The sequence below is a fragment of the Curvibacter sp. GW821-FHT01G03 genome (assembly GCF_059422285.1).
Genome location: NZ_JBWKWP010000022.1, coordinates 1 through 25,596, shown reverse-complemented (window position 1 = coordinate 25,596; position 25,596 = coordinate 1). Strand labels below are relative to the sequence as shown.

The window sequence follows — 25,596 nt, the reverse complement described above, 5'->3', positions numbered from 1 at the left end:
CGTGAACCCCATTGCCCCCGACAGCGCATCTACCGACGGCCCCTACCTGGCCAGCCTCGTCAACGAGCAGCGGCAGCAGCGCATCAGCGTTCGCGGGGCGCGCACCCACAATCTGAAGAACATCGACCTCGACATCCCGCGCAACCAGCTGGTGGTGATCACCGGGCTGTCGGGCTCGGGCAAGTCCAGCCTGGCCTTCGACACCCTGTATGCCGAGGGGCAGCGCCGCTATGTGGAAAGCCTGTCGGCCTATGCACGGCAGTTTCTGCAGCTGATGGACAAGCCCGACGTGGACGTGATCGAGGGCCTGTCGCCCGCCATCTCGATCGAGCAGAAGGCCACCTCGCACAACCCGCGCTCCACCGTGGGCACGGTGACCGAGATCCACGACTACCTGCGCCTGCTGTTTGCCCGTGCCGGCACACCGCACTGCCCCACCCATGGCCTGCCCCTGCAGGCCCAGACCGTGAGCCAGATGGTGGACGCCGTGCTGGCCCTGCCCGAAGAGACCAAGGTGATGATCCTGGCCCCGGTCGCACGCGAGCGCAAGGGCGAATTCGTCGAGCTGTTTGCCAGCATGCAGGCCCAGGGCTATGTGCGCTTTCGGGTGGATGGCGTGGCACACGAGTTCGATCAGTTGCCCGCGCTCAAGAAGAACGAGAAGCACGACATCGACGTGGTGATCGACCGGCTGAAGGTGCGCCCCGACATGCAGCAACGCCTGGCCGAGAGCTTCGAAGCCGCGCTGCGCCTGGCCGATGGCCGTGCCATTGCCCTCGAAATGGACGCCGACCCGGCCGCACTGCGCCCGGCCGAGCACCTGTTCAACGCCCGCTTTGCCTGCCCGGTGTGCAGCTACTCGCTCAGCGAGCTGGAGCCGCGACTGTTCTCGTTCAACTCACCGGTGGGGGCCTGTCCGGCCTGCGATGGCCTGGGCGCCACCGATGTGTTCGACCCGCAGCGCGTGGTGGGCTTCCCGACCCTGAGCCTGGCCAGCGGCGCCATCAAGGGCTGGGACCGGCGCAATGCGCACTACTTCTCGCTGCTCGAAAGCCTGGCCGAACACTATGGCTTCGACATCGAGAGCCCTTTCGAGACCCTGCCCGAGGCCACCCGGCAGGCCATTCTGTACGGCTCGGGCACGGACGAGATCCGCTTCAGCTACGAGCTTGAAGGCGCGGCCGGCAAGGCCCCGCGCAAGGTGGCCAAGAAGCACCCTTTCGAGGGCATCATCCCCAACCTGCAGCGGCGCTTTCGCGAAACCGACTCGCCCGTGGTGCGCGAAGAACTGGCCCGCCTGCGCAGCACCCAGCCCTGCCCCGACTGTGGCGGCGCCCGGCTGCGCACCGAAGCTCGCCATGTGCGCCTGGGCGAGGGGCCCGAGGCCCGTGCCATCTTCCAGGTCAGCCACCTGACGCTGCGCGAATGCCATGAGTATTTCCAGCAGTTGCACCTGCACGGCGCCAAGGCTGAGATCGCCGACAAGGTGGTGCGAGAGATCAGCTCGCGGCTGAAGTTTCTCAACGACGTGGGCCTGAGCTACCTGAGCCTGGACCGCAGCGCCGAAACCCTGTCCGGCGGCGAGGCCCAGCGCATCCGTCTGGCCAGCCAGATCGGCTCGGGCCTGACAGGCGTGATGTATGTGCTGGATGAGCCCAGCATCGGCCTGCACCAGCGAGACAACGACCGCCTGATCAGCACCCTGCAGCGCCTGCGCGACATCGGCAACAGCGTGCTGGTGGTCGAGCACGACGAGGACATGATGCGCGCCGCCAACCATGTGATCGACATGGGCCCAGGCGCCGGCGTGCACGGAGGGCGTGTGATGGCCCAGGGCACGTTTGACGACATCCGCGCCAACCCGCAGTCGCTCACCGGCCAGTACCTCAGCGGGGCGCGCCGCATCGAGGTGCCCACCCAGCGCCATGTGCAAAAAGACCCGGCCCAGGTGATCCGCATCAGCGGCGCACGCGGCAACAACCTGAAAAACGTGACGGTCGAGTTCCCGGTGGGTTTGATGACCTGCGTGACGGGCGTCTCGGGCTCTGGCAAGTCAACCCTGGTCAACGAAACCCTGTACACGGCGGCCGCCCACCAGATCCACCGCGCCCACGACGAACCCGCCGAGCACGACACCATCGAGGGGCTGGAACAGTTCGACAAGGTGATCAACGTCGACCAGTCGCCGATCGGCCGCACCCCCCGCAGCAACCCGGCCACGTACACCGGCCTGTTCACCCCCATCCGCGAGCTGATGGCCGAGGTGCCCACTGCGCGTGAGCGCGGCTACGGCCCGGGTCGCTTCAGCTTCAACGTGGCCGGCGGGCGCTGCGAAGCCTGTCAGGGCGACGGCGTGGTGAAGGTCGAGATGCACTTCCTGCCCGATGTCTACGTGCCCTGCGATGTGTGCCAGGGTCAGCGCTACAACCGAGAAACCCTGGAGGTTCAATACAAGGGCCGCAACATCGCCCAGGTGCTGGACATGACGGTCGAGACGGCGCACGAGTTCTTCAAGGCGGTGCCCGCCATCGTACGCAAGCTGCAGACCCTGCTGGAGGTGGGCCTGTCGTACATCAAGCTGGGGCAGTCGGCCACCACGCTGTCGGGCGGCGAGGCCCAGCGCATCAAGCTGGCGCTGGAGCTGTCCAAGCGTGATACCGGGCGCACCCTGTACATCCTGGACGAGCCCACCACCGGGCTGCACTTTGCCGACATCGATCTGCTGCTCAAGGTGATCCACCAGCTGCGTGACGCGGGCAACACCATCGTCGTGATCGAGCACAACCTGGACGTGATCAAGACCGCAGACTGGCTGATCGACATGGGCCCCGAAGGCGGTGCCGGGGGGGGCACCGTGGTGGGCGTGGGCACGCCCGAAGCCCTGGCCGCGCTGCCGGCCAGCCACACCGGGCGCTACCTGGCGCGGCTGCTGGCACCCGGCGCCTGAGGCCGGCAGCCGATCCAGGATTCAATCCAACGCTCAATCCGTCGCTCAGACCGGCAACACCAGCCTGGGCCGGCGGCAATAGGCCACAAACTCCTCGGGCGGCAAGGCGCGCGCGAACAGATAGCCCTGCCCCACGTCCACACCCAGATCACGCACCTGGGTGGCCACGGCGGTCGTCTCCACCCCCTCGGCCACCACCACCGCCCCGCAGCGGTGGGCCAGCTCGACGATGTGCTCCACCACCACCAACGACTTCAGCTCGCTCAGCGAGGTCACCAGGCTGCGATCGATCTTGACCTCGGAAAACGAAAAGCGGGTCAGCAGCAGCAGATTGGAATAGCCGGTGCCAAAATCGTCGATCGACAAGGGCACCCCCAGGGCGGTCAACAAGGCCAGATTGGCCTGCACCCGCGGGTCGTCCACCAGGTCAGACCACTCCACCAGCTCCAGGCGCAACAGGCCGGGCAGCACCTGGCACTGCACCAGCAAGGCCTGCACCCGCTGCGCAAACCCAGACAGGCACAAGGACTCGGCCGACACATTGACCGCCATCGACACGCCGGGCAGGCGGCTCGCCTGTTGTTGCAACAGGTGCACGGTGGCCGCCAAGGTGGCCCATTCGACCTCGGCCAGCCGGCCATCACGGCGCGCCACCGCAATCACCCGCATCGGCGAAACGGCCCGGCCTGCAGCATCGCTCAGCCGCAGCAAGGCCTCGGCCCCCTCCACCTGCCCGGTGGCCAGATGCAGCTTGGGCTGCAACCAGATCGGCACCGTGCCCGGGTCCGCCCACCGGTTCATCTGACTTTCAATGAAAGCATCCAGGGCCTGGTCCTGCTGCATCAAACCGTTGAAATACGCCACCCCGCGCGGCAGCGAATTCAAGGCCAGGGTGATCTCGCGATAAGGCAGGTGGGGCGTCGGGGTGTCGTTCACCGGCCCCAGGTCCACCACCGCACACCGGACCGCCGCCCGGTAACCCGGCCAGGCCTGGCTGATGCCTGCCTCGCAGCGGCGCAAGGCGGGCTCCAGCTCACCGCGGTCCTCCAGATCTGACAGGGCCACGCCCTCCAGAAACAGCGCCAGCGAGAAGTCACTGTATTGAAATGGCGTGGGCCGATAGGCCCGCAAGGCCACCAGCACCTCACGCAGCAAGGCCCCCCCCTGCTCCAGCCCGCCGCTTTGCCACAGCCGCCAGGCCCGCTCCTGACCATGGCGGGACAGAAAATCGCTCAGGTTGCCCAGCTCCAACACCACCAGGCAGGCCGCACGGGGGTCGTCACGGTGCCAATGCGCCTGCACGCGTTCACTCAGGGCGCGCCGGTTGGGCAGGCCGCTGACCGGGTCGTGCCGCAGCAGCGCGTGCTCACGGGCCTGCTGCGCATCGATTTGGGCATCGGTGGCCAGCAGCAGCAAGGTGCAGTAGATGACCAGCAACGAGATGGGCATCATGGTGGCTCGGGCCTGCAACAGCTGCGTCAGGGTCTCCCAGGGCGTGTCGGACAACACCGTCCCCAACCAGGCCCCCACGGCGGTCGACAGCAGGCGCCCGACCCACACCCCCAGCACCGTGCTGGCATGCAGGGTCGGCAAGGCCCGCGGATCAATCAGCAGGCGCAGCATCCAGCCACTCATCACATGAACCAAGCCATCGGCCACGGCAGCCCCCAGGTGCAGGATGCCGCCGTACTGCCAGCGGGCCAGTTCCACCAGGGCAAAGCTCAGCAAGCCGCCGCGCCAGCCACCCAGGTAGGCCCCCAGGTACAGGAAATCGATCACCAGGGTGGGGCGCACCTCGCCCTCGCCGTAATTGGCCACCAGCGCACCAATCACATAGCCCGCGCCCCCCACGGCCAAACCAAGGGCCAGGCTGCGCTGGCGTATCGGCAACCCGTGACGCCGGCAAACCAGCAGCACGGCGGCCAGCAGACCCACCAGAGCAGCCCCCTGCAGACACAACAACGGGATGTCGGGTGGCAACAGGTGCTCGAAGTCGGTCAGCGGTGGCAGTTCACTCAGGGCAATGGCCATGCGGGCTCCAGGTCAGATCAACAAAGACCGCACGCTTGTCCAAAGTGCCAACAGCGAGACAGCGCACACGCAGCCCTCAAAATCAAGACCAACGGCCTTCTTCAAAGGAACGCCGGATGATTCTTGACGGCACCCCTGGCTTTTCACATCGCTAACCGACCAGCGGGTCTGGCTGTGGTGCGCCTCACCACAAGCGCCCAGCAAGACAACCGCCGGTCGGGAATAATGCGACTTTCTGTCGACTTACTACCCCACCATGCATTCCATCGTCCTGCGCTTTCTCGCCGAACCCAGCACCGTCAATTTCGGCGGCAAGGTGCACGGAGGCACCGTGATGAAATGGATCGACGAGGCCGGCTATGCCTGCGCCACGAGTTGGTCCAAGCGCTACTGCGTGACGGTCTTCGTGGGCGGCATCCGCTTCCACCGTCCGATCATGATCGGCGACCTGGTCGAGGTCGAAGCCCGCCTGGCCTACACCGGCACCACCAGCATGAACATCTCGGTCGAGGTGCGCAGCGGTGACATGAAAAGCGGCCAGATGGCCAAGACCACCGAATGCCTGATCGTGTTCGTGGCCCTCGACTCGCATGGCCACACCATCCCGGTGGACACCTTCTCGCCCGAAACCCCGGGCGACATCGCCCTGGCGCAACGGGCCAAGGCCCACATCGAGGCCGCCAAGGCCAACCCTCAGGCCCCGCATTGACGGCAGCACCCGCCCCGCCCACCGCCCCTGGCCTGAGCCGCACCGACCTGCTCGCCGCACTGTGCGTGGTGGTGGTGTGGGGGCTCAACTTCGTGGCCATGAAGGTGGGGCTGCGAGATTTCACGCCCTTCCAGCTTGGGGCGGCGCGCTACCTCGTGGCCGCCTTTCCGCTGGTGCTGCTGGTGCGCCGCCCGCGTGTGGCCTGGCGCTGGCTGCTGCTCTATGGTCTGACCCAGGGCGTGGGCCAGTTCGGTTTTCTGTTCTGTGCCATGCAGGTCGGCATGAGCGCGGGCCTGGCCTCGGTGCTGCTGCAGACCCAGGTCTTCATCACCGCCGTGCTGGGCTTTGTGCTGCTGGGCGAGCGCGCCGGGCGGGCGCTGCAAATCGGCTTGTTGCTGGCCTGTGCCGGTCTGCTGTGCTTTGCGCTCAACTACCTGGCACCGGGCGCCGCTGCCGGGGCCACCACCTTCTGGGGCTTTGTGCTCAACCTGTGTGCCGCCGCCATGTGGGCCAGTTCCAACATCGTGATCCGCAAGGCGCGCGAGCACAGCCCCGACATGGAGCCGCTGGGCTTTGTGGTGTGGAGTTGCCTGGTGCCGGTGCTGCCTTTTGCCGCCTTGTCCTGGTGGCAGGATCCGCCCGAGCTGCGCTGGCACTGGCTGCAGGCCCCGCTGCTGGCCTGGGCGGCCGTGGCCTACCTGGCCTGGATGGCCAGCGTGCTGGGCTATGCGCTGTGGACGCGCTTGCTGCAACGCCACCCGGCGAACCGCGTCGCCCCCTTCAGCCTGGGCGTGCCGGTGGTAGGGCTGAGCGCCGGCATGCTGCTGCTGGGAGAGGGCATCACGCCCTGGCAATGGGGGGGCATCTCCCTGGTGGTGCTGGCCTTGGCCTGTGTGCTGGGCGGCGATCGTCTGCTGCAGCACCGCCGCTTGCGCTGATTCACCGCCTCACAAGGGGCTGCGGCGCGCGAAGCGCACCACGGTGACGCCGGCGCGGGCCTGGCGCACCGAGGGCATCACCAGCACGCAATCGTCGTAGGGGGTGGTGACGGGCTCGCCGTCGTTCCAGCCGATCACGGTGCCGGCTTGCTCGATCACCTCCAGGCCCTGGAAGGGTTCGACAAAGCGGAAAGCCGGGCTGCGGGCCACCACCGGGCCCGTGACTTCCAGGGCCCATTGGCGCGGTGCAGGCGCCTGCAACCAGCCCGGCAGGGCCGCCAGCAACACCGCCTCATCGACGGCGCCGGACTCACGCAGAAAGCGCAGGCAGGCGTCCTGGGCCACGCTGCGGCTGGACAGATCGCCATGGAAGCCACACTCGATGAGCAGCGAATGGGTTCCGTTGTCGGCCAGCTCGTCAATCCGGCCGAAGCGGCCGAAGTCGCGCATGCGCACGCCATCCTTGTGCCCGGCGTCGACCACGATGTGCTCGGGCGCGCCCAGGGCCCGGGCCAGCACCCGATTGCGCGGCTGCACACCGGTCAGCAGCAGGGGTTGACCCCGCTCGTGCATGGAGTGCAGGTCCAGCAGCCAGTCGGCCTGCTCGACGAAGGGGCGCAACTGGGCCGCGCGCCGGCGCTCCTGGCTGCCACCGGCTTCGATGCGTTCGACCACCCATTGACGGTTCAGGTCTTCGTCGACAAAGCGCGAGGCGTCATGGTTCAAGGGGTCGAAACGGTCGAACGCGGCCAGATTGCAGAAGGCCAGGGTGAGCCGACCGCGCTGGGGCCGCAGCCCCGCCTGCAGCAGGCCCAGCAAAGCCCAGGCACCGCACAGCTCGTTGCCGTGCACCAGGGCACTGATCATCACGTGGCGCCCGGGCTCGGCGCCGTCGAACTGCCACACACCTTCGACACCGGTGTTGCCAGCGCGCCAGGGGCCCAGATCGGGACAGGGCAGCGCAAATTCAGGGGATGCGGTCACGGGGTCACTCCTCGATGCGGGCAAATTCAACAATGTGCTTGTACTTGGCGCTTTCTTCGACCATGAAGCGGGCCAGGTCGAGCTGCGGGTTGGCCACGGTGGAGCCCGTCTCTTCGAGCTTCTTGCGCACGTCGGGGGCCTGCAGCGTCTCGGCCAGCGCCTTCTTCAGGCGGGCCGTCACCGGCTCGGGCAGGCGGGCCGGCCCCAACAAGGCAAACCAGGAGCTGATGTCGATGTTCTTCAGGGCCGGCGTCTCGGCCACGGCAGGCACATCGGGGGTGGCGGGCGAGCGCTTGCGCTCGGTGGTCCCCAGGGCCACCAGCTTGCCGCTCTTGATCAGGGGCAGGCCGCTGGACAGCACGAACACACCGTAATCCACATTGCTACCCAGCAAGTCGGTGGTCAACGGAGCCACGCCGCGGTAGGGGATGTGGGTCATGAACAGCCCGCCCTGGTCCTTGATCATCTCGCCAGCCAGGTGCAGCGCCGTGCCCACACCCGAGCTGCCGTAGGTGAACTTGCCCGGGTTGGCCTTGACCTGCTTCATGAAGTCGGCCACGGTCTTGACGCCGGTGCGCGGCGAGGCCACCAGCACCATGGGCTGCGAAGCGATCAAGCCCAGGGGGGTGAAGTCGCGCAGCTCGTACTTGACCGAGGCCGGGGCCACCAGGCGTTTGATGGCGATCTCGTTGTTGGCCCCCACCAGCAGGGTGTAGCCATCGGCCGGCGCGCTCGCCACCTTCTGGGCGCCAATGGCGCCCCCGGCGCCACCCAGGTTTTCGATCACCACCGGGGTGCCCAGGCGGCGCGACAGCTCAGGGCCGATGGTGCGGGCCATCAGATCGGTGCTGCCACCCGCCGGGTAGCCCACGACCAGCGTGACAGGCTTGTCAGGATAGCCCTCGGCCTGGGCCAGCAGCGGCAGGACGCTCAGAGCGCCCAGCAGTGGCCAGAGCGCACGACGGCGCTGAGACAAGGGAGGTTGAGTGTTCATGACAGGCTCCGGACAAGACAAAACGTGGCAGAAAAGGGGCAGTGATCAGAGCTGCAGCCATCGGGCACAACCCCCCGATCGCCTGCAGCCAGCCGATTGTCCGGCCTACAGACCCAGGCTTGGTGCCAAAACAGCACCGGGTGGTGCCATTTTCAGCATCCGGCCTCAGAGCAGGCTCTCGCTGCGATGCCAGACCTGCTCGGCCAGGGCCGACAGACGCCGCTTGGGGCGGTAGAGCCGCACCTCGAAGCGGACGGCCAGGCGCGGATCACCCACCCGGCACAGACGGCCTTCGTGCAGCGCCCCGGCCGCCAGAGAGACCGGGAGCCAGGCCACGCCCAGGCCCTTGAGCGCGTACTCCAGCAAGGCATCGGCCGAGTCGCACTCAATGACCCGGCGCAGGGCCGGGGCCTGGGGGTGATGCGCCAGGTGGTCCTGCACCAGACGGCCCAGGGCCAGGCTGTCGGCATAGGCCAGGTAGGCGGCGGCCGCCCCGGGTGCCAAGGCATGCAGCGGTGTCCCACCTGCATCGCATTGGCTGACCGGCACCAGTTCGTCGCGGGCCAGGGTCAGGTGGCTGTATTGCCGTGCCGGGATCTGCAGGGCCAGCAGCGGGTGGTGGTAGGTGAGCATGAAATCCACCTCGCCGCGCTCCAGCAGGCGGGTGGTGTCGGCCAGGGCCCGTGTGCGGATCAGCACCTCGGCCTGGCCCAGCTCGGGCTGCAACTGGCACAGCCAATCAGCCACCAGGGTGCGTGCCAGGGTGCGGCCGGTGGCCAGGCTCAGGGTCTGCTGTTCGCGCCCGGCCGCACCCCGCAGGGCGTCATGGGCCTGACCCAGGCCCTGCAACAGGTGGCGGGCGTCCTGCAGCAGGCTGTCGCCGGCGGCCGTGAGCGTCACCGGGCCGGGGCCGCGCTGCACCAGCGGGGTGCCGGCCCATTCCTCCAGGGCCCGGATGCGGCGCCCAAAGGCCGGATGGGTGACATGGCGCAGCTCGGCGGCGCGGGTGAAGCTGCGCGTCTGCGCCAGCACCACCAGGTCTTCGAGCCACTTGACCTGCATGGCGATGATGGCGGATGGGGGAAAGGCGCCGGGCCGGGGCTCAGCCGCGGGCGGCTTGCAACAGGTCGCGAGTGCGCAGGGCCTCGCGACGGGCCGCCTCCTGAAAATCGTCACCCGACGAGGCGTAAAGGATGGCGCGCGACGAGTTGACGACGATGGGGGCACCGGGTTTCCAGCCGGCTCGCACCGTGGCCACCGCGTCTCCCCCCTGGGCCCCCACGCCCGGGATCAACAGCGGCAGCGTGGGCGCCAGGGCCCGCACGCGTTCGATCTCGGCGGGGTAGGTGGCGCCTACCACCAGGCCCAGCTGCCCATTCAGGTTCCAGGGGCCCTGGGCCAGGCGTGCCACATGTTCGTACAGCAGGGGCTGGCCTTCGACCGAAGCCAAGCGCTGGTTCTGCAGATCGTCGCCGCCTGGGTTGGAGGTGCGGCACAGCAGGAAGGCGCCCTTGCCTTCGTACTTGAGATAGGGTTGCACCGAATCAAAGCCCATGAACGGCGACAGCGTGACCGCATCGGCGCCGTAGCGGTCGAAGGCTTCTTTGGCGTACTGCTCGGCGGTCGAGCCGATGTCGCCGCGCTTGGCGTCCAGGATGATGGGCACGTGGGGCGCGACTCGGCGCATGTGCTCCATCAGGCGCTCCAGCTGGCCCTCGGCCCGGTGCGCGGCAAAGTAGGCGATCTGAGGCTTGAAGGCGATCGACAGATCGGCCGTGGCATCGACGATGCGGGCGCAGAAGTCGTAGATCTTGTTGGCATCACCCTTGAGCTGGGCCGGGAAGCGGGCGGGCTCAGGGTCCAGGCCCACGCAGAGCATGGAGCCGTTTTGTTGCTCGGCGTTGCGGAGCATGTCGAGGAAGGTCATGAGCGCCATTTTAAAGAGGTGCCCGCCCGCAGCGCGATCAACGGGCAGGTTGGGCCTGGCAAAAGGTGCCAGCAGGGGGCGTTCAACCCAGGGCCAGACACAGATCGGCCCAGGCCCGCGCCTTGTCGGCCTGGGCCCGCAGCAGGTAGGGCGCATCGTAGGTGACCACCGCCGGCACCCCGTGCAGATCGTGCACGCGCCCGCGCAACCGACCCAGCGGCTCATCGGTGCCCAGGGCTTCACGCGCCGCGGTGCGGCCCATCAACAGCACCCGATGCGGCTGCCGGGCCTGCAGCAGGTCGGCCCAGGCCAGGGGTTCGGCGCCCTCGTCGGCAGCCCGCCGGGCCAGGCCGGCCGCCCACACCTGGGGCGTCTTGTGCAGGCCCATGGCGCGCAGCATGTTGTCGAGCAGGCGGGCGGCCGGCCCCCCGTCTTCGGCCAGGGGGTCGTCGCCCGGCCAGATGGCCTCGGTGACCACCAGCCAGCCGCCCGGGGTGGCCGGGCTGGCATACAGGGCCTGTGCAGGCAGCAGGCGCCAGGCGCTGGCGGCGCCGGCCAGCACGCGCCCCGGGGCAGGGGCGGCGGGGCGGGCCACTGGCGCCTGGGAGGTGGCAGGGCTCGCAGGGCGGGCCGGGGCGACAGGGGCGACAGGGACGGCCGGGGCGGCGGCAGGCGCACTGCTCCGCTGGGGCATCACCGCAGCCGCCCGGACCGAGGGCGGAATCGGGGGCTGAACCGGGGTCTGAGCCGGGGCCAGGACGACAGCCTGGGACGGCGCCCCCACCCCCGACGCCCCCTCTACCGGGGCCTCGGGCCACCAGAAGGGGATGTGCATCTCGTCCAGCATGGCGCGCTGGCGCGGGTCGAGGTTCAGGCTCATAGTTTCAGGCTCATCACAATCGCGTCTTCACGCCCTTCAAAGGCTGGATAGTAGGCCTTGCGCACGCCCACCCGCTGGTAGCCATGGGCCAGGTACACCGAGTAGGCCCGGGCATTGGACACCCGCACCTCCAGCCACAGCCACTGGGCGCCCTGCCCGCGCGACCAGGTGGCCAGGGCATCGAGCATCACCCGCGACCAACCCTGACGCTGAAATGCCGGGGCCACGGTGATGTTGAGCAGGTGCACCTCATCCACACCTTTCATGGCCACAAAGTAGCCGATCAGGCGGTCCTCGCCCACCAGCACCTGGGCCTGGTAGCCCGAGCGGATCGAATCCAGAAAATTGCCCCGGCTCCAGGGGTGGGTGTAGGCCTGTTGCTCGATGGCCAGCACGGCGTCCATCCAGGCCTCGGTCATGGTCTCGAATCGGGCTTCGCTCACGGACATGGTGCACCTCAGGATTGCGACTGGCGGGCCGCCTTGTCGGCCTCGCGTTCGGCGGTGGTCTGGGCCACCTTGTCGCGGATGTACAAGGGCAGGGCCTGTTCGGCGGGCACCGCCCGACCCGCCTGCCACAGTGCCGGTGCCAGGCGCAGCAAGGCGGTGGCGGTGGGCAACAGCGCCAGGCCCGGGGCGCCAGCCAGCCGCCCAGGATAGGCCGCGGCGGCACTGCCGGCCAAGGTCCAGTCCGGGGGCACCACCACGCTTTCGGGCGCGCCCAGGGAGAAATCGGCGGGCACCTGCCACTGGCCGTCCAGCCATTCGCAAGGCGCGCTGTAGACCTCGTTCATGCGAGCGTCCAAAGCGGCCACCACCCGGGTGCAGCCGTGCTGGTGGCGCGCCTCTTCGGCCACGGCCAACAGCGTGCTGACAGGCAGCACCGGCAGGCCAGCCCCGAAGGCCAGCCCCTGAGCCACCGAGCAGGCGGTGCGCAGGCCGGTGAACGAGCCCGGGCCACTGCCGAACACGATGGCATCGAGTTGATGCAGCGTGAGGCCGGCCTGGGCCAGCAGCGCCAGCAAGGCCGGGATCAAGGTGGCCGAAGACTGGGCGCCGCCGGCGCCCTCTTGCTGCCACACGGCCCCGCCCCGCCCCACAGCCAGCGAGAGGCGTTCGGTGCTGGTGTCAAAAGCAAGAAAATTCATATTCAGGGACCGCCATCAATGCAGGCTTTTGGCCGGCTTGGAAAAAAGAGAAAACAGCCCGGCCGGACGCGAGGGCAGAACCCCCGCCGCAATGCCTGCCGTGACCAGGGCCAGGCCGAGCATCAGGTTCCAGTGCATGGGCTCGCCCAGCAGCCAGACAGCGCCCAACGCCGACAGGCCCGGAACCAGCGCCGTGATCATGGTCGATCGCACCGGGCCGAAGTATTGGATCATGCGCGTGAAGGTGATGCCCGAAATCACCACCGAGCCCAGTCCCTGGAACAGCAGTTGAAAGACGATTTCCCCCCAGGGCGCTGCCCCCAGGCGACTGGGCAGCAGGCCCGACTGCGTCAGCAACAGAAAGACAGGCACAAAGCTCAGCAGCGCCAGCGCGGTGACGGCCATCGTGGCCCGTACCGCGTCGGCCCCGGTGCGGCGCACCAGCACGCTGTAGGTGGCCCAGCAGCTGCTGGCCGCCATGAACAGCAGATCGCCCTTCCAGACCGTGCCCTGGCCCGACAAGGCGCCCAACAGGCTGGCGCCCCCCACCAACAGGTCGCCCAGCAGGATCAGGCCCAGGCCGAACACCCGCACCGCCGGCAAACGATCGCCCAGCAGCCAGATGCTGAGCAGCGAAGCCCACAGCGGCAGGCTGCCGGGCATCAGGACCGAGCCGTGGGCGGCCGGGGCAAAAAAGAACCCGCTGTAGGCCAGCACGGCATAGGCCAGGCCACCGAACAGGCCCAGCACCAGCGTGGGCCGCAAGGGCAGTGGCGACAACCCGCCCAGCGAACCACTGAAGCCCGCCGGGCTGCGCCGCTCGCGGCGCGCGCGCCACAGCGCCCAGGGCATCAGCACGGACGAAGCCCCGACGATGCGCAAAAAGGCAATGTCAAAGGGACTGAGGGTGCGCTGGGCCGAGGCTCGGGCGATCACGATGAAGGCGGTCCAGATCAGGACCGTGACGACGGCGGACGCCAGGCCCACCGCACGGGGAGAAAAACGCATGGGAGGATTATCCCGAAATGCCTCGGGGCTGACGGTGCCATGTCAAGATCCGGGGCCAGACTGATCCCCCTGCGATGAAACAAAGCCGTTTGATGACGCTGTCAACCTCTTCTTACCCAGCCCCTGTCCGAGCCCTTTCTCGCCTGCGCACCCTGCTGACCGGAGGCCTGCTGCTGGTCACCGCGCTGGCGGCCTCTGCCGCGCCCCCCCTGCCCCCCGAGATCGAGGCCGCGCTGCAGCGCTCGCGCCTGCCACGCGATTCGGTGGCCCTGCTGGTCAGCGAGGTGCAGGGGCAGCGCCCGCCCCGCCTGGCGCTGAACCCGGGCACGCCCATGAACCCCGCCTCGGTGACCAAGCTGATCACGACCGAGGCGGCCCTGGAGCTGCTGGGGCCCGCCTTCAGCTGGCAAACCCCGGTGTACCTCGACGGCACGGTGCGAGAGGGCACGCTGCAAGGCAACCTGATCATCAAGGGCCAGGGCGACCCCAAGCTGGTGCTGGAGCGCCTGTGGCTGCTGCTGCGGCGGGTGCAGGGCCTGGGCATCCGCCAGATCAATGGCGACATCGTGCTGGACCACAGCGCTTTCGAGCTGCCTGCAGCCAACCCGGCCGACTTTGATGGCGAACCCCTGAAACCCTACAACGCAGCCGCCGACGCGCTGCTGATCAACTTCCGCTCGCTGGTGCTGACCTGGGTGCCCGACCCGGCTGCGGGCCTGGCCCGGGTGCAGTTGGACCCGCCGTTGGCCGGTGTGCAATTCAGCCCCACCGTGCCGCTGCTGGCTGGCGAATGCGGTGACTGGCGCAGCCAGCTCAAGGCCCAGCTGGCCGACCCGAACCGCCTGAGCTTTGTCGGCGGTTACCCGGCCAGTTGCGGCGAACGCAGCTGGCCCCTGGCCTATGCCGAACCGGCCAGCTACAACGCCCGTGCCCTGGAAGGCCTGTGGAAGGACATGGGGGGCCGCCTGGGGGGCCAGGTGCGCGACGGGCTGGTGCCGGCCGGCCTGCAACCCATCTTCAGCCTGGGCTCACCCCCTCTCGCCGAGGTGATCCGAGACATCAACAAGTACAGCAACAACGTGATGGCGCAGCAGCTGTTCCTGACGCTGAGCCTGCAGCAAAAAGGGGTGGGCACACCATCAGGCTCGCGCGAGGTGCTCGGCCAGTGGTGGCGGCGGCGCTTCGGTGAAGCCGATCTGCCCAGCCTGGACAACGGCTCAGGCCTGAGCCGGGACACCCGCGTGAGTGCCCAGGCCCTGACGCGGCTGCTGCAGGCGACCTGGGCCGGCGGCACCATGCCCGAGCTGCTGTCATCCCTGCCGCTCAGCGGTGTGGACGGCACGCTGCGTCGCATGGGCAAGGACAACGCTGCCGTGCAGGGCGCGGCCCACCTGAAGACCGGCAGCCTGCGCGACGTCACCGCCGTGGCCGGTGTGGTGCATGGCGCCAGCGGCCGGCGCTACACCTTGGTGGCCATGGCCAACCACCCCAATGCCAACGCCCTGCGCCCGGTGATCGAGGCCTTGATCGCCTGGACCGCACGGGATCAGAACCAGCCCTGAACCGCCCCACCCCATGTCTCTCACCGACCTGACCGGCTACCTGGCCGCCTGCCTGACTACCTGCAGCTTTGTGCCCCAGGCCTGGCTGACCTTCAAGACCCGGGACGTGCGGGGCATTTCGCTGGGCATGTACAGCGTGTTCACCGTGGGCGTGGCGCTGTGGCTTCTGTACGGCCTGGCGCTGGGGGCCTGGCCCATCGTGGCGGCCAACGCAGTCACCCTGAGCCTGGCCGCCAGCATCCTGGTCATGAAGCTGCGCTACCGGCAGGCCGACTGACCCACCTGACCCGCCTGAAGGCCTTGACAGTGGCCAAAATGGCCTTGGTAGTTTCCCGCTGACGACCCAGGTATCGCCAGCGTTACGATGGAGCGACGCAAAAACGAACGGTCGTTCTATTTTTAACAGGAGACATCCATGCGCCATTTCATCGGCCTCGCGCCCATTGTTGCGGCCCTCTTGCTGGCAGGGTGCGGCGGGGGCGGTTCTGACACCGGAGGCAGCACCACCACCGACAACAGTGGCAGCCGCGGCTCGCTGCAATACAACCCGCCTCTGCGCGTCACCGGGCTGAGCGCCAGCGACTTCCAGACCCAGCTCAGCGCCAGCGCCACGGGCAAAGGCCTGCTGGCCGTGGCCGGCACGCCGAAATGCGGGGTCAACTTCCATTACATCCAGTACGGCACCGTGGGCGGTGCAGGTGAAGCAACCAACGGCACTGGCGCCCTGATGGTGCCCACGGGCACCGACCCCGCCTGCAGCGGCGCCCGCCCCATCGTGCTGTATGCCCACGGCACCACCACCGCCAAGGCCTACAACATCGCCAACATCCTGGATTCGAGCAACGACGCCTATGGCGAGAGCGCCCTGGTGGCCGCCGCCTTTGCGGCGCAAGGCTTCATCGTGGTGGCGCCCAACTACGCCGGCTACGATGCCTCCAAGCTCACCTACCACCCCTACCTGAACGCTGATCAAGAGTCCAAGGACATGATCGACGCCCTGACCGCGGCTCGCACGGCGCTGCCCAATGTCGGCGGCACCGATTCGGGCAAGCTGTTCATCACCGGCTACTCGCAGGGTGGCCACGTGGCCATGGCCACGCACCGGGCGCTGCAGGCCCTGGGCAAGAGCGTGACGGCCTCGGCCCCACTGTCGGGCCCCTACGCCCTGGCTGCGCTGGTGGACGCGGTGTATTACGGCAACGTGAACCTGGGTTCGACCATCTTCACCCCGATGCTGAGCACCAGCTACCAGAAGGCCTACGGCAACCTTTACAACAGCACGACCGACATCTACAGCAGCAACTTCGCCACCGGCATTGAGTCTTTGCTGCCATCGACCAGTTCGCTCAGCACGCTGTTGACTCAAGGCAAACTGCCACAAACGGCCCTGTTCAGCAGCACGCCACCCACCGCACCCGCAGGCTCGCCGGCCGCACTGCAGGCCACCTTGAACGCGATCACGCCGCCGACCACCCCGGCCGCTCTGGCACCGCTGTTCGCACTGGGCTTCGGCAGCAACCCGCTGGTGACCAACAACGCACGCCTGGCCTTCCTGCTGGACGCGATGGCCAACCCCGATGGGGCCGTGCCCGCCACCACGACCGGCCTGCCCGCCAGTGCGCCGACCAACACCATGCGTCAGGCGTTCAAGGCCAATGACCTGCGCAACTGGACGCCCACACGCCCGGTACTGATGTGTGGCGGCAATGCGGATCCCACCGTGTTCTACAGCGTCAACACCCAGTTGATGGCCAAGCTGTGGAGCGCCCCCTCGCCCATGGCCATGGGCACCGGCCTGCTCAATGTGCTCGACGTGGACTCGGCCGTGACCAGTGCCAGCGACCCGTTCGCGGCAGCCAAGGTCGGCTTTGCCACGTTGAAGGCCTCGACCGCCGCTGCGGCCGTGTCCGCAGGGGCCACCGACGGGGGCGCCAGCGCCGTGGTGCAGGCCTACCACGGCAGCCTGGTGCCGCCGTTCTGCACGGTCGCCGCGCGCGGCTTCTTCCAGCAGGTGCTGGCCGCCGGCCTTTGAGCCCCACCCACGACGCAGGAGACAAACATGACATTCCGGCTGAACCCTCTCGCCCTGGCCCTCGCCCCCCTCTTGCTGGGTGGCACAACGGCCTGGGCCCAGGACAACATCTTCCGTGTGGGTTACACCCAGGTGCAACCCAACTCATCGGCCAGCGACGCCACAGGCCCCTTTCTGCTGCAACCGAACTCGGGCGTGAGCCTGACGGTGAAAGACCAGAGCACGCTGTTCTTCTCTTATGCCCGCAAGCTGGATGACCGGCTGGAGGTGGAACTGGCCATGGGCGTTCCGCCCACCCACGACGTCGCTGCCAAGCTGAACCCGGCCATCGTGCCGGGCTACATCGTGTCGGCCTATCAAGGGCAGACCATTGCCAAGATCAGGCAATTTGCGCCCACGGTGTTCCTGAACTACAGCTTTGGCGACAGCAGCAGCGCGCTTCGCCCCTTTGTCGGCGTGGGGGTCAACTACACCAAGTTCGACAAGCGCAGTTCCACCAACATCGGCAACTCGCTCAATGGCGGCCCCACCGACATCCAGCTCAGCGACTCCTGGGGGCTGGCGGCCCAGGTGGGCCTGGAATACCGCATCAACGACAAGTGGTCGTTGCATGGCTCGCTGGCCACCGCCCGCGTCAAGACCACCCTGACCGCCACCACCGCCGGCTCGGCCCGGGTGATGGACATCACCTTCCATCCCGTGGTGCTCACGATGACGGCCGGTTACCGGTTCTGAGGCAAAACGCCCACGCGCTGAAGGCCCCGCATGCGGGGCCTTTTTCATGGGGCTTTGAGTGGCACCGCGCCTTGAGCGGAGCGACCATGAAAAAAGGGGGCTTGAGCCCCCTTGGTTGTCGGTGCCGGCACCGCGGCCAAAGCCGCGTACCGTGTGCCTGCGCCGGCTTACCAGCGCGCCTTCATGCGACCGTAGGCGTAGGTGCCATACAGCACCTGCGCAGCGGGCGTGAAATACAGCTTGTCGGCAAAGGTGTACTTGGTGTAATCGATGCCACTGGCCAGGGTGCTGGTGGTGCACAGGCTGGAGTTGACCTGGCCGCTGCCAATGCCGATGCCCGCGCCGCTGTCGGTCGAAGTGCAGGCGATGTTGGTCGAATCGGTCAGGCTGTAGCTGCTGGGCGACGAAATCACCAGGTTGTAGTAGTAGGCCGCGTCGATGTAGAGCACGTTGGCGCCCAGGTCGTTGATCGACAGCAGCAGGGCGCTGTTGTACTTGAGCACCCCGTTGCTGATCATGCTGGCCTGGCCGGTGCCCACGCCCCAGGGCGACTTGCTGACGTCGTACAGGCCCGACACCACCACGTACTTGGCACCCGCCGTGACCAGGCGGCGCACCTGGGTGCCCATGTCCGTGCCGGCCTGGGTCATGGCGGCCGCGAAGCTGGCCGAATTGCTGCTGTTGGCGTTGTAGCTGACCAGCAGATCGCTCAGGCCACCATTGAGCAGCACCACATCGTTGGCGCCAAACTTGTCTGCGGCAAGGAACTTGTCGACCTGCTGCGAAACGGTCAGCGTGCTGCCACTGACATCGTCGGGCGTGCCCACAATGCGGGCATGACCCCGGGCATAGCTGGTGCCGCCTGAGGCCTGGGTGACCAGGGTGCCGCCATAGCTGGTGGCCACCTGCTGCGTCCAGACATTGACCGTGCCGTCGTTGACGGTGTAGCGTGAGCCGGATTGCCCCAGATCACTGAGGCCATCGCCGAAAGCGATGAAACGCGAGGGCGCCAGGGCCGACTCGATGGTGCTGGAGCCGCAGGCCGAGAGCACGGCGGCCGATGCACAAGCCGCCAGCAACACAGCGCGGCGCAACCATTTTCCAGTCATTGAAATCTCCAAAAGATAGCCGGTAGTTTAACGAGGGCCAGTATCACGCTGCGGCAGCGCGTTGCAAGCGATCGAGCACCCCTTCCCAGGCCGGGGTCGCGGGCGGGGTTTCGATCCAGATCAGTTTCACGCCAGCCTGGTCAAAGCCACGCAGGGCTGCAAACAGCTCGCGGGCGGCGTCTTCGGCCTGCTCGGGCATGCGCCGCAGCAGCACGCCCGGCGCAGGGGTGCGCAAAGGGCTGCGGGCATAGACCGCCACCGCACTGGCCTGAGGCCCCAGCACATCCAGGGCGGTCTGCAGGGCCTGGGCCGTCATCAGGCGCACCTTGGCCTGGGGGGCGTAGTGGGCCTCCAGGGTGCCCGAGGCCCGCGGATCGGGGCTGGCCAGCTCCTCACGCGTGCGCAGGGGCTGGCCGCAGGCGGCCTCGATCTGCTCACGCGTGACACCGCCGGGGCGCAACAGCACCGGGGCGCCCCGGGTGCAATCGACGATGGTGGACTCGATGCCCACCTCGCAGGCGCCCCCCTCAAGCACCAGCAAATCATCGCCGAACTCGCCCTGCACGTGAGCCGCCGTGGTGGGGCTGACCCGGCCAAACAAATTGGCGCTGGGCGCCGCCAGCCCGTGCACGCCCAGGGCTTCGCAGGCCTGGAGCAGCGCATGGGCCACGGGGTGCGAGGGGCAGCGCAGGCCCACCGAGTCCTGGCCAGCCGCCGCAGCAGAGCCGGCTTCCGGGCGGCGCGGCAGGATCAGCGTCAAGGGGCCGGGCCAGAAGGCCTGGATCAAGCGCTGGGCGAACGCAGGCACCTCGCGGGCAAAGGCGCTCACGCCCTCCACCCCGGCCACATGCACGATCAGGGGGTGGTCACTGGGCCGCCCCTTGGCCGAAAAAATACGCGCCACAGCCGGGTCACTGCCGGCATCGGCCGCCAGGCCGTAAACCGTCTCGGTGGGCAGGCCCACCAGTTCGCCGCGCGCCAACGCCTGGGCGGCACTCAGCACCGCGGCGGGGTCTTGCCCATCAAGAATCATGTGTCGGACTCCGGCCAGCTCAAAAAGGCGCCATGCCGAGGATGGCTGCGGCCTGCAAGGCCTGCGTGCGCACCGCGTCGGGGCTGGGGCCGGTGAAGTTCAGGTGCCCCATCTTGCGGCCCCGCTTGGCATCGAGCTTGCCGTACAGATGCAGGTGCGCACCGGGCAAGGCCAGGATGCGGTCCCAGGCCGGGGTGCGTTGCTGATCGCTGCCGGGCTCGAACCACAAATCGCCGAGCAGGTTGAGCATGATGGTGGGGCTGTGCAGGCGCGGCTGCACCAGGGGCAGGCCGACCATGGCACGCACCTGCAGGTCGAACTGCGACAGGTCGCAGGCATCGATGGTGTAGTGGCCACTGTTGTGCGGGCGGGGGGCGATCTCATTGACCACCAGCGAACCGTCCTGCAGCACAAAGAACTCGACGCACAGCACGCCCACGTAGTCCAGCCCTTGCGCTACCGAACGGGCGGCCGCCACGGCCTGTGCCGCCACCTCGGCGCTCACATTGCCCTCGAACACCTCGGTGACGGCCAGGATGCCGTCGCGGTGCAGGTTGCGCTGCACCGGAAAGTTGACTTGCTGGCCGGTCGCGTCACGCGCCACGATGACCGAGCACTCGACCGCCAGGGGCAGCATTTTTTCGAGCACGCAGGGCACCTGCTTCAGGTCTTGCCAGGCGGCCGCCAGCTCGGCGCGGGTCTTGACCCGCACCTGGCCTTTGCCGTCGTACCCCATGCGGGCGGTCTTGAGGATGCCGGGCAGCAGCGCGGCTTCGTCCAGCGCGGCCAGCTGGGCTTCAGTCTCGATCACGGCATAGGGCGCACAGGGCACGCCACAACTCACGAAGTGGGCCTTCTCGCGGGCCCGGTCCTGGGCGATGGAGACGGCCGAGGCGGCGGGCGCCACCGGCCGCTGTTCGGCCAGAGTGGCCAGCGCCTGCGCCGGCACGTTTTCGAACTCGGTGGTCACCGCGCTGCACAAGCGGCTCAGTTCGGCCAGTCCCTGGGGATCGAGGTAATCGGTCTGGATGTGGTGGTGGCTGACACGGCCGGCCGGGCTGGTCGGGTCCGGGTCGAGCACGGCGGTGAAATACCCCATCTGCTGGGCCGCGTGCACAAACATGCGACCCAGTTGGCCGCCGCCGAGCACGCCCAGGGTGGTTTCGCCCTGGGAAGCCGGCAAGAGGGGTTGGCGTGGTGTGTTCGTCATCGTCGTCATGCTGCGGGCGGCAGTGTCATGGCGCGGGCCACTTCGGTTTGTTCGGCACGGAAGGCCTCCAGGCGCTGGCGCAGCGCCGGGTCTTCACCCGCCAGCAGGGCCACCGCAAACAAGGCGGCATTGGCGGCACCTGCCGCACCGATGGCAAAGGTGGCCACCGGGATGCCCTTGGGCATCTGCACGATGCTGTGCAGCGAATCCACGCCCTGCAGGTGGCGGCTGGCCACTGGCACGCCCAGCACGGGCACCGTGGTCTTGGCGGCAATCATGCCGGGCAGGTGGGCGGCGCCCCCGGCCCCGGCGATGATCGCTTTCAGGCCCCGGCCGACGGCGGCTTCGGCGTAGGCGAACATGTCGTCCGGCATCCGGTGCGCCGAAACCACCCGGGCTTCGTGGGCGATGCCGAATTGCTGGAGAATCTGGACTGCATGCTGCATGGTGTCCCAGTCACTGCTGGAACCCATGACCACGCCGATTTGAATGCTGCTGCTTGTCATAGGCTGTAAGGTTCGGTGCGGGCCAGCAGGTCCGTTTGGGCCCGCCACAGCCGGGGACACCGGGTTGCAACCCTGAATTTTACTTTTAGGCCCAGAAGGCTACGAAATGATTGACGTCACGATCCAAAACTTTGAAACCGAAGTCATTGCCGCTTCGATGAGCACACCCGTGCTGGTGGACTTCTGGGCCGACTGGTGCGGCCCCTGCAAACAACTGGGTCCACTGCTGGAAAAGCTCGAGGAAGACTACGCAGGCCGCTTCAAACTGGTCAAGATCAACGCCGATGAGGAACAGCAGCTGGCGGGGGCTTTCGGCATCCGAAGCCTGCCCACCTGCATTTTGCTGATGGGTGGCAAGCCGGTGGATGGCTTCATGGGGGCGATTCCCCCTGCAGAATTGCGGGCCTTTCTGGACAAGCATGTGCCTTCCGAAGAAGCGCTGCTGGCCGAAAGCGAGACCGAAGAGGCTGAGGCCCTGCTGGAGTCCGGCGACACCGAAGCGGCCATGGCGAAGCTGGCCGACGCCGTGGCCGCCGACCCGGGCAATGACGATGCGCGCTTCGACTACGCCCGACTGCTGATCGCCGAGGGTGGCTTCGAGGAGGCCCGTGCCCTGCTGACCGAGCCGCTGAGCCGCATCCCCAAGCCGCTGCGTTTTGAGGCCCTGCTGCACTGGATGGAAGCCCTGGCATTCGTGAGCACCGATGAACGCGGCCAGTGGGCACTGACCGATTTCGATGCCCGCATCGCCGAGAACAAGCGCGACTTCGAGACCCGCTTTGCCAAGAGCCGCATGCTGATCGCGCTGGGCGACTGGACCGGCGCCATGGATGAGTTGCTGGAAATCATCATGCGCGACAAGACCTGGAACCAGGAAGCGGCGCGCAAGACCTTTGTGGCCATCCTGGAATTGCTGACCCCGCCCAAGCCCAAGGCCAACGCCGCAGAGGCCGCCGGCAAGAGCGCGGGCGGCATCGAACTGGCCGGCAAGTCGGTGGCCGAGCTGGACCCACAGGCCGAGCTGGTGTCAAAGTACCGGCGCAGGCTGAGCATGGCGTTGAACTGAGGCCCCCACGCTCCCTCACTTCGTGTGGTCGCTGCCCCCCGGGGGGGCCGCAGGCCGCCTTGGGGCGGCCCGGCGCCGGCCTGACCTCTTCGTTGCTGGCCTGCTGAATGAATACCGGGGCCTGACTGCCCCCACGCTCGTGCACTTCGTGTCACTCCCACGTGCGGCCGCGAGACGCGCACGCTCTTCGCCCTGTCCAGCCCTGCGCAGGCAGGCCTGGAGCCGCAGGGCTCAGCCCCCCGAGGGGGCCGCAGGCCGCCTTGGGGCGGCCCGGCGCCGGCCTGTTCACGTCGTTGCAGGCCTGCTGGATGAAGACAGAGGCCTGAAGGCCCCTGCGCTCGCTCACTGCGTCCCCCCCCGAGGCGGCCACGGGCCGCCTGGTGGTCGTCAAGCCGCGTGCCGAGTCGGGTGAGGGGTAGGGCGGTGGTGTTCTGTCGCGAGCACCCGCTCCGGGTTGAGGCTGCGGATGGGGATGCTGGTGTCCTGGGGGATGCCGCCGCTGAGTTGCAGGGCCATGTAGCGGCCGCAGCAGACGCGCAGGAAGGACGCAAAGTTTTCGACGCTGCCGCGTTCGGCCTGCAGTTCGTCGTGAAGCCTGGCGCACAGTTGGGGCACGCTCATGCCGTCGCGTGCGGCGATTTCTTCGAGCACCTGCCAGAACAGGTTTTCCAGCCGGATGCTGGTCGCCACGCCGTGCAGGCGCACGGAGCGGGCGCGGTTATCGTACAGGCGCGGGTCGGCGCTGATGAACACCTGGCACATGGGGTTGTCTCCTGGGCAGGCTCGCATCTTCGCGGCCGGCCGGGCGGGCCGTCAAGTCACATGACGGCCTTTTCTCGGGCCTCAGTGGGTAATACGGGTGCCCAGCACGTGCAAGAACTGGGCGATCCAGTCCGGATGGGCCGGCCAGGCGGGGGCGGAGACGAGCTTGCCGTCGGTGTGGGCCTTGTCGACGGCGATGTCGGCGTAGCGGCCCCCAGCCAGTTCAACCTCGGCGCGACAGGCCGGGTAGGCGGAGCAGGTGCGGTCTTTCAGCACGCCGGCGCCCGCCAGCAACTGAGCGCCATGGCAGATGGCGGCCACGGGCTTGTCGGCGTCAAAGAAATGACGCACCGCCGCCACCACGGCAGGGTAGGTGCGCAGGTACTCGGGGCCGCGGCCGCCGGGCACGACCAGGGCGTCGTACTGGTCGGGGCGCACCTCGGCGAAGGTGGCGTTGAGCACAAAGTTGTGCCCGGGCTTTTCGCTGTAGGTCTGGGCGCCTTCGAAATCATGGATGGCCGTCTTGATGGCGTCACCCGCCTTCTTGTCGGGGCACACCGCATGCACGGTGTGGCCCACCGCCAGCAGCGCCTGGAAAGGCACCATCACTTCGTAGTCTTCGCAGTAATCCCCGCAGATCATCAAAATCTTCTTGCCAGCCATGTCAGTCTCCTTTGGGTTTGAGGCGACTTGATTGTTCTGGCTGCCCGCGACGTGCGGGTGTTATCGGGTTACTACAAAGCACATCGGGGTCGCAGGTCCTGCCACCCCTGCGCTGGATCAGGCGGTGAGGCGGTCCAGGGCTTCGCGGTACTTGGCGGCCGTCTTCTCGATCACTTCACGCGGCAAACGAGGTGCAGGTGCGGTCTTGTTCCAAGGAGCGCCATTGACACGGACGGCTTCGAGCCAGTCGCGCACGAACTGCTTGTCGTAGCTGGGCGGGTTTTCGCCGGCCGCAAAAGCGGCGTCATAGCCTTCCACCGGCCAGTAGCGCGAGCTGTCGGGGGTGAGCACCTCGTCCATCAGCACCAGCGTGCCGTCGGTGTCCAGGCCGAATTCGAACTTGGTGTCGGCAATGATCATGCCCTTGGTCAGCGCGATCTCGGCTGCGGCCTTGTAGATGGCGATGCTGATGTCGCGGATGCGGGTAGCCAGGTCCAGGCCGATCATCTCGACCGTGCGCTCGAAGGTGATGTTCTCGTCGTGCTCGCCCATCTCGGCTTTGGCCGCAGGCGTGTAGATGGGCTCGGGCAGGCGCGAGGCGTTCTTCAGGCCTTCGGGCAGGGGCACGCCACAGACCGAGCGGCTTTCCTGGTACTCCTTCCAGCCGCTGCCAGCCAGGTAGCCGCGCACCACGGCCTCGACCGGAATGGGCTTGAGGCGCTTGACGAGCATCGAACGGCCCGCGACCTGGGCCACTTCGTCAGCGGCCACCACGCTCTCGGGGGCGTCGCCAGTCAGGTGGTTGGGGCACAGGTGGCCCAGCTTGTCGAACCAGAACAGCGCCATCTGGGTCAGCAGTTCGCCCTTGCCGGGGATGGGCTCGCCCATGATGACGTCAAAGGCAGAGAGCCGGTCGCTGGCCACCATCAGAATGCGGTCGGTGCCCACGGCATAGTTGTCGCGCACCTTGCCACGGGCCAGCAGGGAGAGGGAATGGAGGGCAGAGGTGTGCAAGGCGGTGGACATGGTTTTGACTTCAGAGAAAACGGCGGAAACCCAGAAATGAAAAAGCCCGCTGAACAGTCAACGGGCCCGCGCTATTCGGCGTGATTATCGCAAGAGTCGACCGGCCACGCCATGAGGCGGCCCGGCAGATGACGCCAGAGGCAAGGCCAGGCCATGAAAAAAGGCCCCGCAGGGGCCTTCGAGCCCCTGTCTTCTTTCAGCAGCCCTGCGACGAAGTGAACAGGCCGGCGCCGGGCCGCCCGAAGGCGGCCTGCGGCCCCCTGGGGCAAACACGAAGTGAGGGAGCGTGGGGGCAGTACAGCCCGCCGCCCGGCCGCCCGAAGGCGA

Annotated in this window: 24 protein-coding genes; 8 read left to right on the top strand and 16 right to left on the bottom strand. The window is 67.8% G+C overall.

What is annotated here, in order from left to right; all coding sequences use genetic code 11:
• Position 1: 1 nt before the first annotated feature.
• On the top strand, positions 2-2,947 hold the full coding sequence (gene uvrA / locus AC07VS_RS24935) for an excinuclease ABC subunit UvrA (protein ID WP_494752318.1): 2,946 nt from the start codon (positions 2-4) through the stop codon (positions 2,945-2,947).
• 45 nt (positions 2,948-2,992) lie between these two features.
• On the opposite strand, the gene AC07VS_RS24930 is transcribed toward uvrA, so the two are convergent.
• Positions 2,993-4,978: an EAL domain-containing protein gene (locus tag AC07VS_RS24930; protein ID WP_492349950.1), complete on the bottom strand. Its 1,986-nt coding sequence runs from the start codon at positions 4,976-4,978 to the stop codon at positions 2,993-2,995.
• A 256-nt stretch (positions 4,979-5,234) separates the two neighbouring features.
• On the opposite strand from AC07VS_RS24930, the gene AC07VS_RS24925 reads away from it, so the two are divergent.
• Together AC07VS_RS24925 and AC07VS_RS24920 are read left to right on the top strand one after the other, a co-directional pair.
• Entirely contained in the window at positions 5,235-5,687 is a 453-nt protein-coding gene (locus tag AC07VS_RS24925; protein ID WP_027477279.1) for an acyl-CoA thioesterase, read from the top strand.
• Positions 5,684-6,625, top strand: coding sequence for an EamA family transporter (locus AC07VS_RS24920; RefSeq protein ID WP_492349949.1), 942 nt, complete (start codon positions 5,684-5,686; stop codon positions 6,623-6,625). The genes AC07VS_RS24925 and AC07VS_RS24920 overlap by 4 nt, the downstream gene beginning before the upstream one ends.
• Positions 6,626-6,634: 9 nt before the next feature.
• Here AC07VS_RS24920 and AC07VS_RS24915 read toward each other — a convergent pair whose 3' ends face one another.
• From AC07VS_RS24915 to AC07VS_RS24880, 8 genes are all read right to left on the bottom strand, one after another.
• The gene (locus AC07VS_RS24915) at positions 6,635-7,609 is read right to left on the bottom strand and encodes a M14 family metallopeptidase (protein WP_494752317.1); all 975 of its coding nucleotides are present in this window, start codon (positions 7,607-7,609) and stop codon (positions 6,635-6,637) included.
• Between the two features lie 4 nt (positions 7,610-7,613).
• On the bottom strand, positions 7,614-8,603 hold the full coding sequence (locus AC07VS_RS24910) for a Bug family tripartite tricarboxylate transporter substrate binding protein (RefSeq protein ID WP_492349947.1): 990 nt from the start codon (positions 8,601-8,603) through the stop codon (positions 7,614-7,616).
• A gap of 165 nt (positions 8,604-8,768) precedes the next feature.
• Positions 8,769-9,665: a LysR family transcriptional regulator gene (locus AC07VS_RS24905; RefSeq protein ID WP_494752316.1), complete on the bottom strand. Its 897-nt coding sequence runs from the start codon at positions 9,663-9,665 to the stop codon at positions 8,769-8,771.
• A gap of 40 nt (positions 9,666-9,705) precedes the next feature.
• Entirely contained in the window at positions 9,706-10,530 is an 825-nt protein-coding gene (gene pyrF, locus AC07VS_RS24900; RefSeq protein WP_492349945.1) for an orotidine-5'-phosphate decarboxylase, read from the bottom strand.
• Between the two features lie 82 nt (positions 10,531-10,612).
• Entirely contained in the window at positions 10,613-11,410 is a 798-nt protein-coding gene (locus tag AC07VS_RS24895) for a uracil-DNA glycosylase family protein (protein WP_494752315.1), read from the bottom strand.
• Entirely contained in the window at positions 11,407-11,859 is a 453-nt protein-coding gene (gene rimI / locus AC07VS_RS24890; RefSeq protein WP_492349943.1) for a ribosomal protein S18-alanine N-acetyltransferase, read from the bottom strand. Before rimI ends, AC07VS_RS24895 begins: the two co-directional genes overlap by 4 nt.
• Before the next feature lie 8 nt (positions 11,860-11,867).
• Positions 11,868-12,557 (bottom strand): tRNA (adenosine(37)-N6)-threonylcarbamoyltransferase complex dimerization subunit type 1 TsaB, encoded by a 690-nt coding sequence (gene tsaB, locus AC07VS_RS24885; RefSeq protein WP_492349942.1) that lies wholly within the window; start codon positions 12,555-12,557, stop codon positions 11,868-11,870.
• Between the two features lie 15 nt (positions 12,558-12,572).
• Positions 12,573-13,565 carry a DMT family transporter gene (locus AC07VS_RS24880; RefSeq protein ID WP_492349941.1) on the bottom strand — a complete coding sequence of 331 codons (993 nt, stop codon included), beginning with the start codon at positions 13,563-13,565 and terminating at the stop codon, positions 12,573-12,575.
• A 92-nt stretch (positions 13,566-13,657) separates the two neighbouring features.
• On the opposite strand from AC07VS_RS24880, the gene dacB reads away from it, so the two are divergent.
• From dacB to AC07VS_RS24860, 4 genes are all read left to right on the top strand, one after another.
• Complete coding sequence (gene dacB / locus AC07VS_RS24875) at positions 13,658-15,127, top strand: D-alanyl-D-alanine carboxypeptidase/D-alanyl-D-alanine endopeptidase (RefSeq protein ID WP_492349940.1); 1,470 nt, start codon at positions 13,658-13,660, stop codon at positions 15,125-15,127.
• Between the two features lie 13 nt (positions 15,128-15,140).
• Entirely contained in the window at positions 15,141-15,404 is a 264-nt protein-coding gene (locus tag AC07VS_RS24870) for a SemiSWEET transporter (RefSeq protein WP_492349939.1), read from the top strand.
• Between the two features lie 138 nt (positions 15,405-15,542).
• The gene (locus AC07VS_RS24865; protein WP_494752314.1) at positions 15,543-17,159 is read left to right on the top strand and encodes an alpha/beta hydrolase family protein; all 1,617 of its coding nucleotides are present in this window, start codon (positions 15,543-15,545) and stop codon (positions 17,157-17,159) included.
• Positions 17,160-17,186: 27 nt separating this feature from the next.
• Positions 17,187-17,894: an OmpW/AlkL family protein gene (locus AC07VS_RS24860; RefSeq protein WP_494752313.1), complete on the top strand. Its 708-nt coding sequence runs from the start codon at positions 17,187-17,189 to the stop codon at positions 17,892-17,894.
• Between the two features lie 167 nt (positions 17,895-18,061).
• Here the strand turns inward: AC07VS_RS24860 and AC07VS_RS24855 are convergent, their stop codons facing one another.
• The 4 genes from AC07VS_RS24855 to purE are packed head-to-tail and all read right to left on the bottom strand — an operon-like array spanning position 18,062 to position 21,752.
• Positions 18,062-19,003 carry an SGNH/GDSL hydrolase family protein gene (locus tag AC07VS_RS24855; RefSeq protein WP_494655724.1) on the bottom strand — a complete coding sequence of 314 codons (942 nt, stop codon included), beginning with the start codon at positions 19,001-19,003 and terminating at the stop codon, positions 18,062-18,064.
• A 43-nt stretch (positions 19,004-19,046) separates the two neighbouring features.
• Positions 19,047-20,036 (bottom strand): L-threonylcarbamoyladenylate synthase, encoded by a 990-nt coding sequence (locus AC07VS_RS24850; protein WP_492349935.1) that lies wholly within the window; start codon positions 20,034-20,036, stop codon positions 19,047-19,049.
• A 19-nt stretch (positions 20,037-20,055) separates the two neighbouring features.
• A complete protein-coding gene (locus AC07VS_RS24845) occupies positions 20,056-21,255 on the bottom strand; it encodes a 5-(carboxyamino)imidazole ribonucleotide synthase (protein WP_492349934.1) in 1,200 nt (399 codons plus the stop codon).
• Complete coding sequence (gene purE / locus AC07VS_RS24840; protein ID WP_492349933.1) at positions 21,252-21,752, bottom strand: 5-(carboxyamino)imidazole ribonucleotide mutase; 501 nt, start codon at positions 21,750-21,752, stop codon at positions 21,252-21,254. The genes AC07VS_RS24845 and purE overlap by 4 nt, the downstream gene beginning before the upstream one ends.
• Positions 21,753-21,858: 106 nt before the next feature.
• On the opposite strand from purE, the gene trxA reads away from it, so the two are divergent.
• Complete coding sequence (gene trxA / locus AC07VS_RS24835) at positions 21,859-22,818, top strand: thioredoxin (RefSeq protein ID WP_492349932.1); 960 nt, start codon at positions 21,859-21,861, stop codon at positions 22,816-22,818.
• Positions 22,819-23,205: 387 nt separating this feature from the next.
• On the opposite strand, the gene AC07VS_RS24830 is transcribed toward trxA, so the two are convergent.
• From AC07VS_RS24830 to AC07VS_RS24820, 3 genes are all read right to left on the bottom strand, one after another.
• Entirely contained in the window at positions 23,206-23,580 is a 375-nt protein-coding gene (locus tag AC07VS_RS24830; RefSeq protein WP_492349931.1) for a ribbon-helix-helix domain-containing protein, read from the bottom strand.
• A gap of 81 nt (positions 23,581-23,661) precedes the next feature.
• Positions 23,662-24,243 (bottom strand): DJ-1/PfpI family protein, encoded by a 582-nt coding sequence (locus AC07VS_RS24825; protein WP_492349930.1) that lies wholly within the window; start codon positions 24,241-24,243, stop codon positions 23,662-23,664.
• A 117-nt stretch (positions 24,244-24,360) separates the two neighbouring features.
• The gene (locus AC07VS_RS24820) at positions 24,361-25,269 is read right to left on the bottom strand and encodes a phosphoribosylaminoimidazolesuccinocarboxamide synthase (protein WP_494655726.1); all 909 of its coding nucleotides are present in this window, start codon (positions 25,267-25,269) and stop codon (positions 24,361-24,363) included.
• Between the last annotated feature and the right edge of the window lie 327 nt (positions 25,270-25,596).

Excerpts from the sequence above, each read along its gene's own strand:
- AC07VS_RS24895 (WP_494752315.1), bottom strand. The coding sequence starts at position 11,410 with ATGAGCCTGAACCTCGACCCGCGCCAGCGCGCCATGCTGGACGAGATG.
- AC07VS_RS24910 (WP_492349947.1), bottom strand. The coding sequence starts at position 8,603 with ATGAACACTCAACCTCCCTTGTCTCAGCGCCGTCGTGCGCTCTGGCCA.
- AC07VS_RS24865 (WP_494752314.1), top strand. The coding sequence starts at position 15,543 with ATGCGCCATTTCATCGGCCTCGCGCCCATTGTTGCGGCCCTCTTGCTG.
- AC07VS_RS24820 (WP_494655726.1), bottom strand. The coding sequence starts at position 25,269 with ATGTCCACCGCCTTGCACACCTCTGCCCTCCATTCCCTCTCCCTGCTG.
- AC07VS_RS24850 (WP_492349935.1), bottom strand. The coding sequence starts at position 20,036 with ATGATTCTTGATGGGCAAGACCCCGCCGCGGTGCTGAGTGCCGCCCAG.
- dacB (WP_492349940.1), top strand. The coding sequence starts at position 13,658 with ATGACGCTGTCAACCTCTTCTTACCCAGCCCCTGTCCGAGCCCTTTCT.
- AC07VS_RS24905 (WP_494752316.1), bottom strand. The coding sequence starts at position 9,665 with ATGCAGGTCAAGTGGCTCGAAGACCTGGTGGTGCTGGCGCAGACGCGC.
- AC07VS_RS24825 (WP_492349930.1), bottom strand. The coding sequence starts at position 24,243 with ATGGCTGGCAAGAAGATTTTGATGATCTGCGGGGATTACTGCGAAGAC.
- AC07VS_RS24880 (WP_492349941.1), bottom strand. The coding sequence starts at position 13,565 with ATGCGTTTTTCTCCCCGTGCGGTGGGCCTGGCGTCCGCCGTCGTCACG.
- AC07VS_RS24870 (WP_492349939.1), top strand. The coding sequence starts at position 15,141 with ATGTCTCTCACCGACCTGACCGGCTACCTGGCCGCCTGCCTGACTACC.
- tsaB (WP_492349942.1), bottom strand. The coding sequence starts at position 12,557 with ATGAATTTTCTTGCTTTTGACACCAGCACCGAACGCCTCTCGCTGGCT.
- trxA (WP_492349932.1), top strand. The coding sequence starts at position 21,859 with ATGATTGACGTCACGATCCAAAACTTTGAAACCGAAGTCATTGCCGCT.
- AC07VS_RS24930 (WP_492349950.1), bottom strand. The coding sequence starts at position 4,978 with ATGGCCATTGCCCTGAGTGAACTGCCACCGCTGACCGACTTCGAGCAC.
- pyrF (WP_492349945.1), bottom strand. The coding sequence starts at position 10,530 with ATGACCTTCCTCGACATGCTCCGCAACGCCGAGCAACAAAACGGCTCC.
- AC07VS_RS24860 (WP_494752313.1), top strand. The coding sequence starts at position 17,187 with ATGACATTCCGGCTGAACCCTCTCGCCCTGGCCCTCGCCCCCCTCTTG.
- purE (WP_492349933.1), bottom strand. The coding sequence starts at position 21,752 with ATGACAAGCAGCAGCATTCAAATCGGCGTGGTCATGGGTTCCAGCAGT.
- AC07VS_RS24830 (WP_492349931.1), bottom strand. The coding sequence starts at position 23,580 with ATGTGCCAGGTGTTCATCAGCGCCGACCCGCGCCTGTACGATAACCGC.
- rimI (WP_492349943.1), bottom strand. The coding sequence starts at position 11,859 with ATGTCCGTGAGCGAAGCCCGATTCGAGACCATGACCGAGGCCTGGATG.
- AC07VS_RS24845 (WP_492349934.1), bottom strand. The coding sequence starts at position 21,255 with ATGACGACGATGACGAACACACCACGCCAACCCCTCTTGCCGGCTTCC.
- AC07VS_RS24855 (WP_494655724.1), bottom strand. The coding sequence starts at position 19,003 with ATGACTGGAAAATGGTTGCGCCGCGCTGTGTTGCTGGCGGCTTGTGCA.
- AC07VS_RS24925 (WP_027477279.1), top strand. The coding sequence starts at position 5,235 with ATGCATTCCATCGTCCTGCGCTTTCTCGCCGAACCCAGCACCGTCAAT.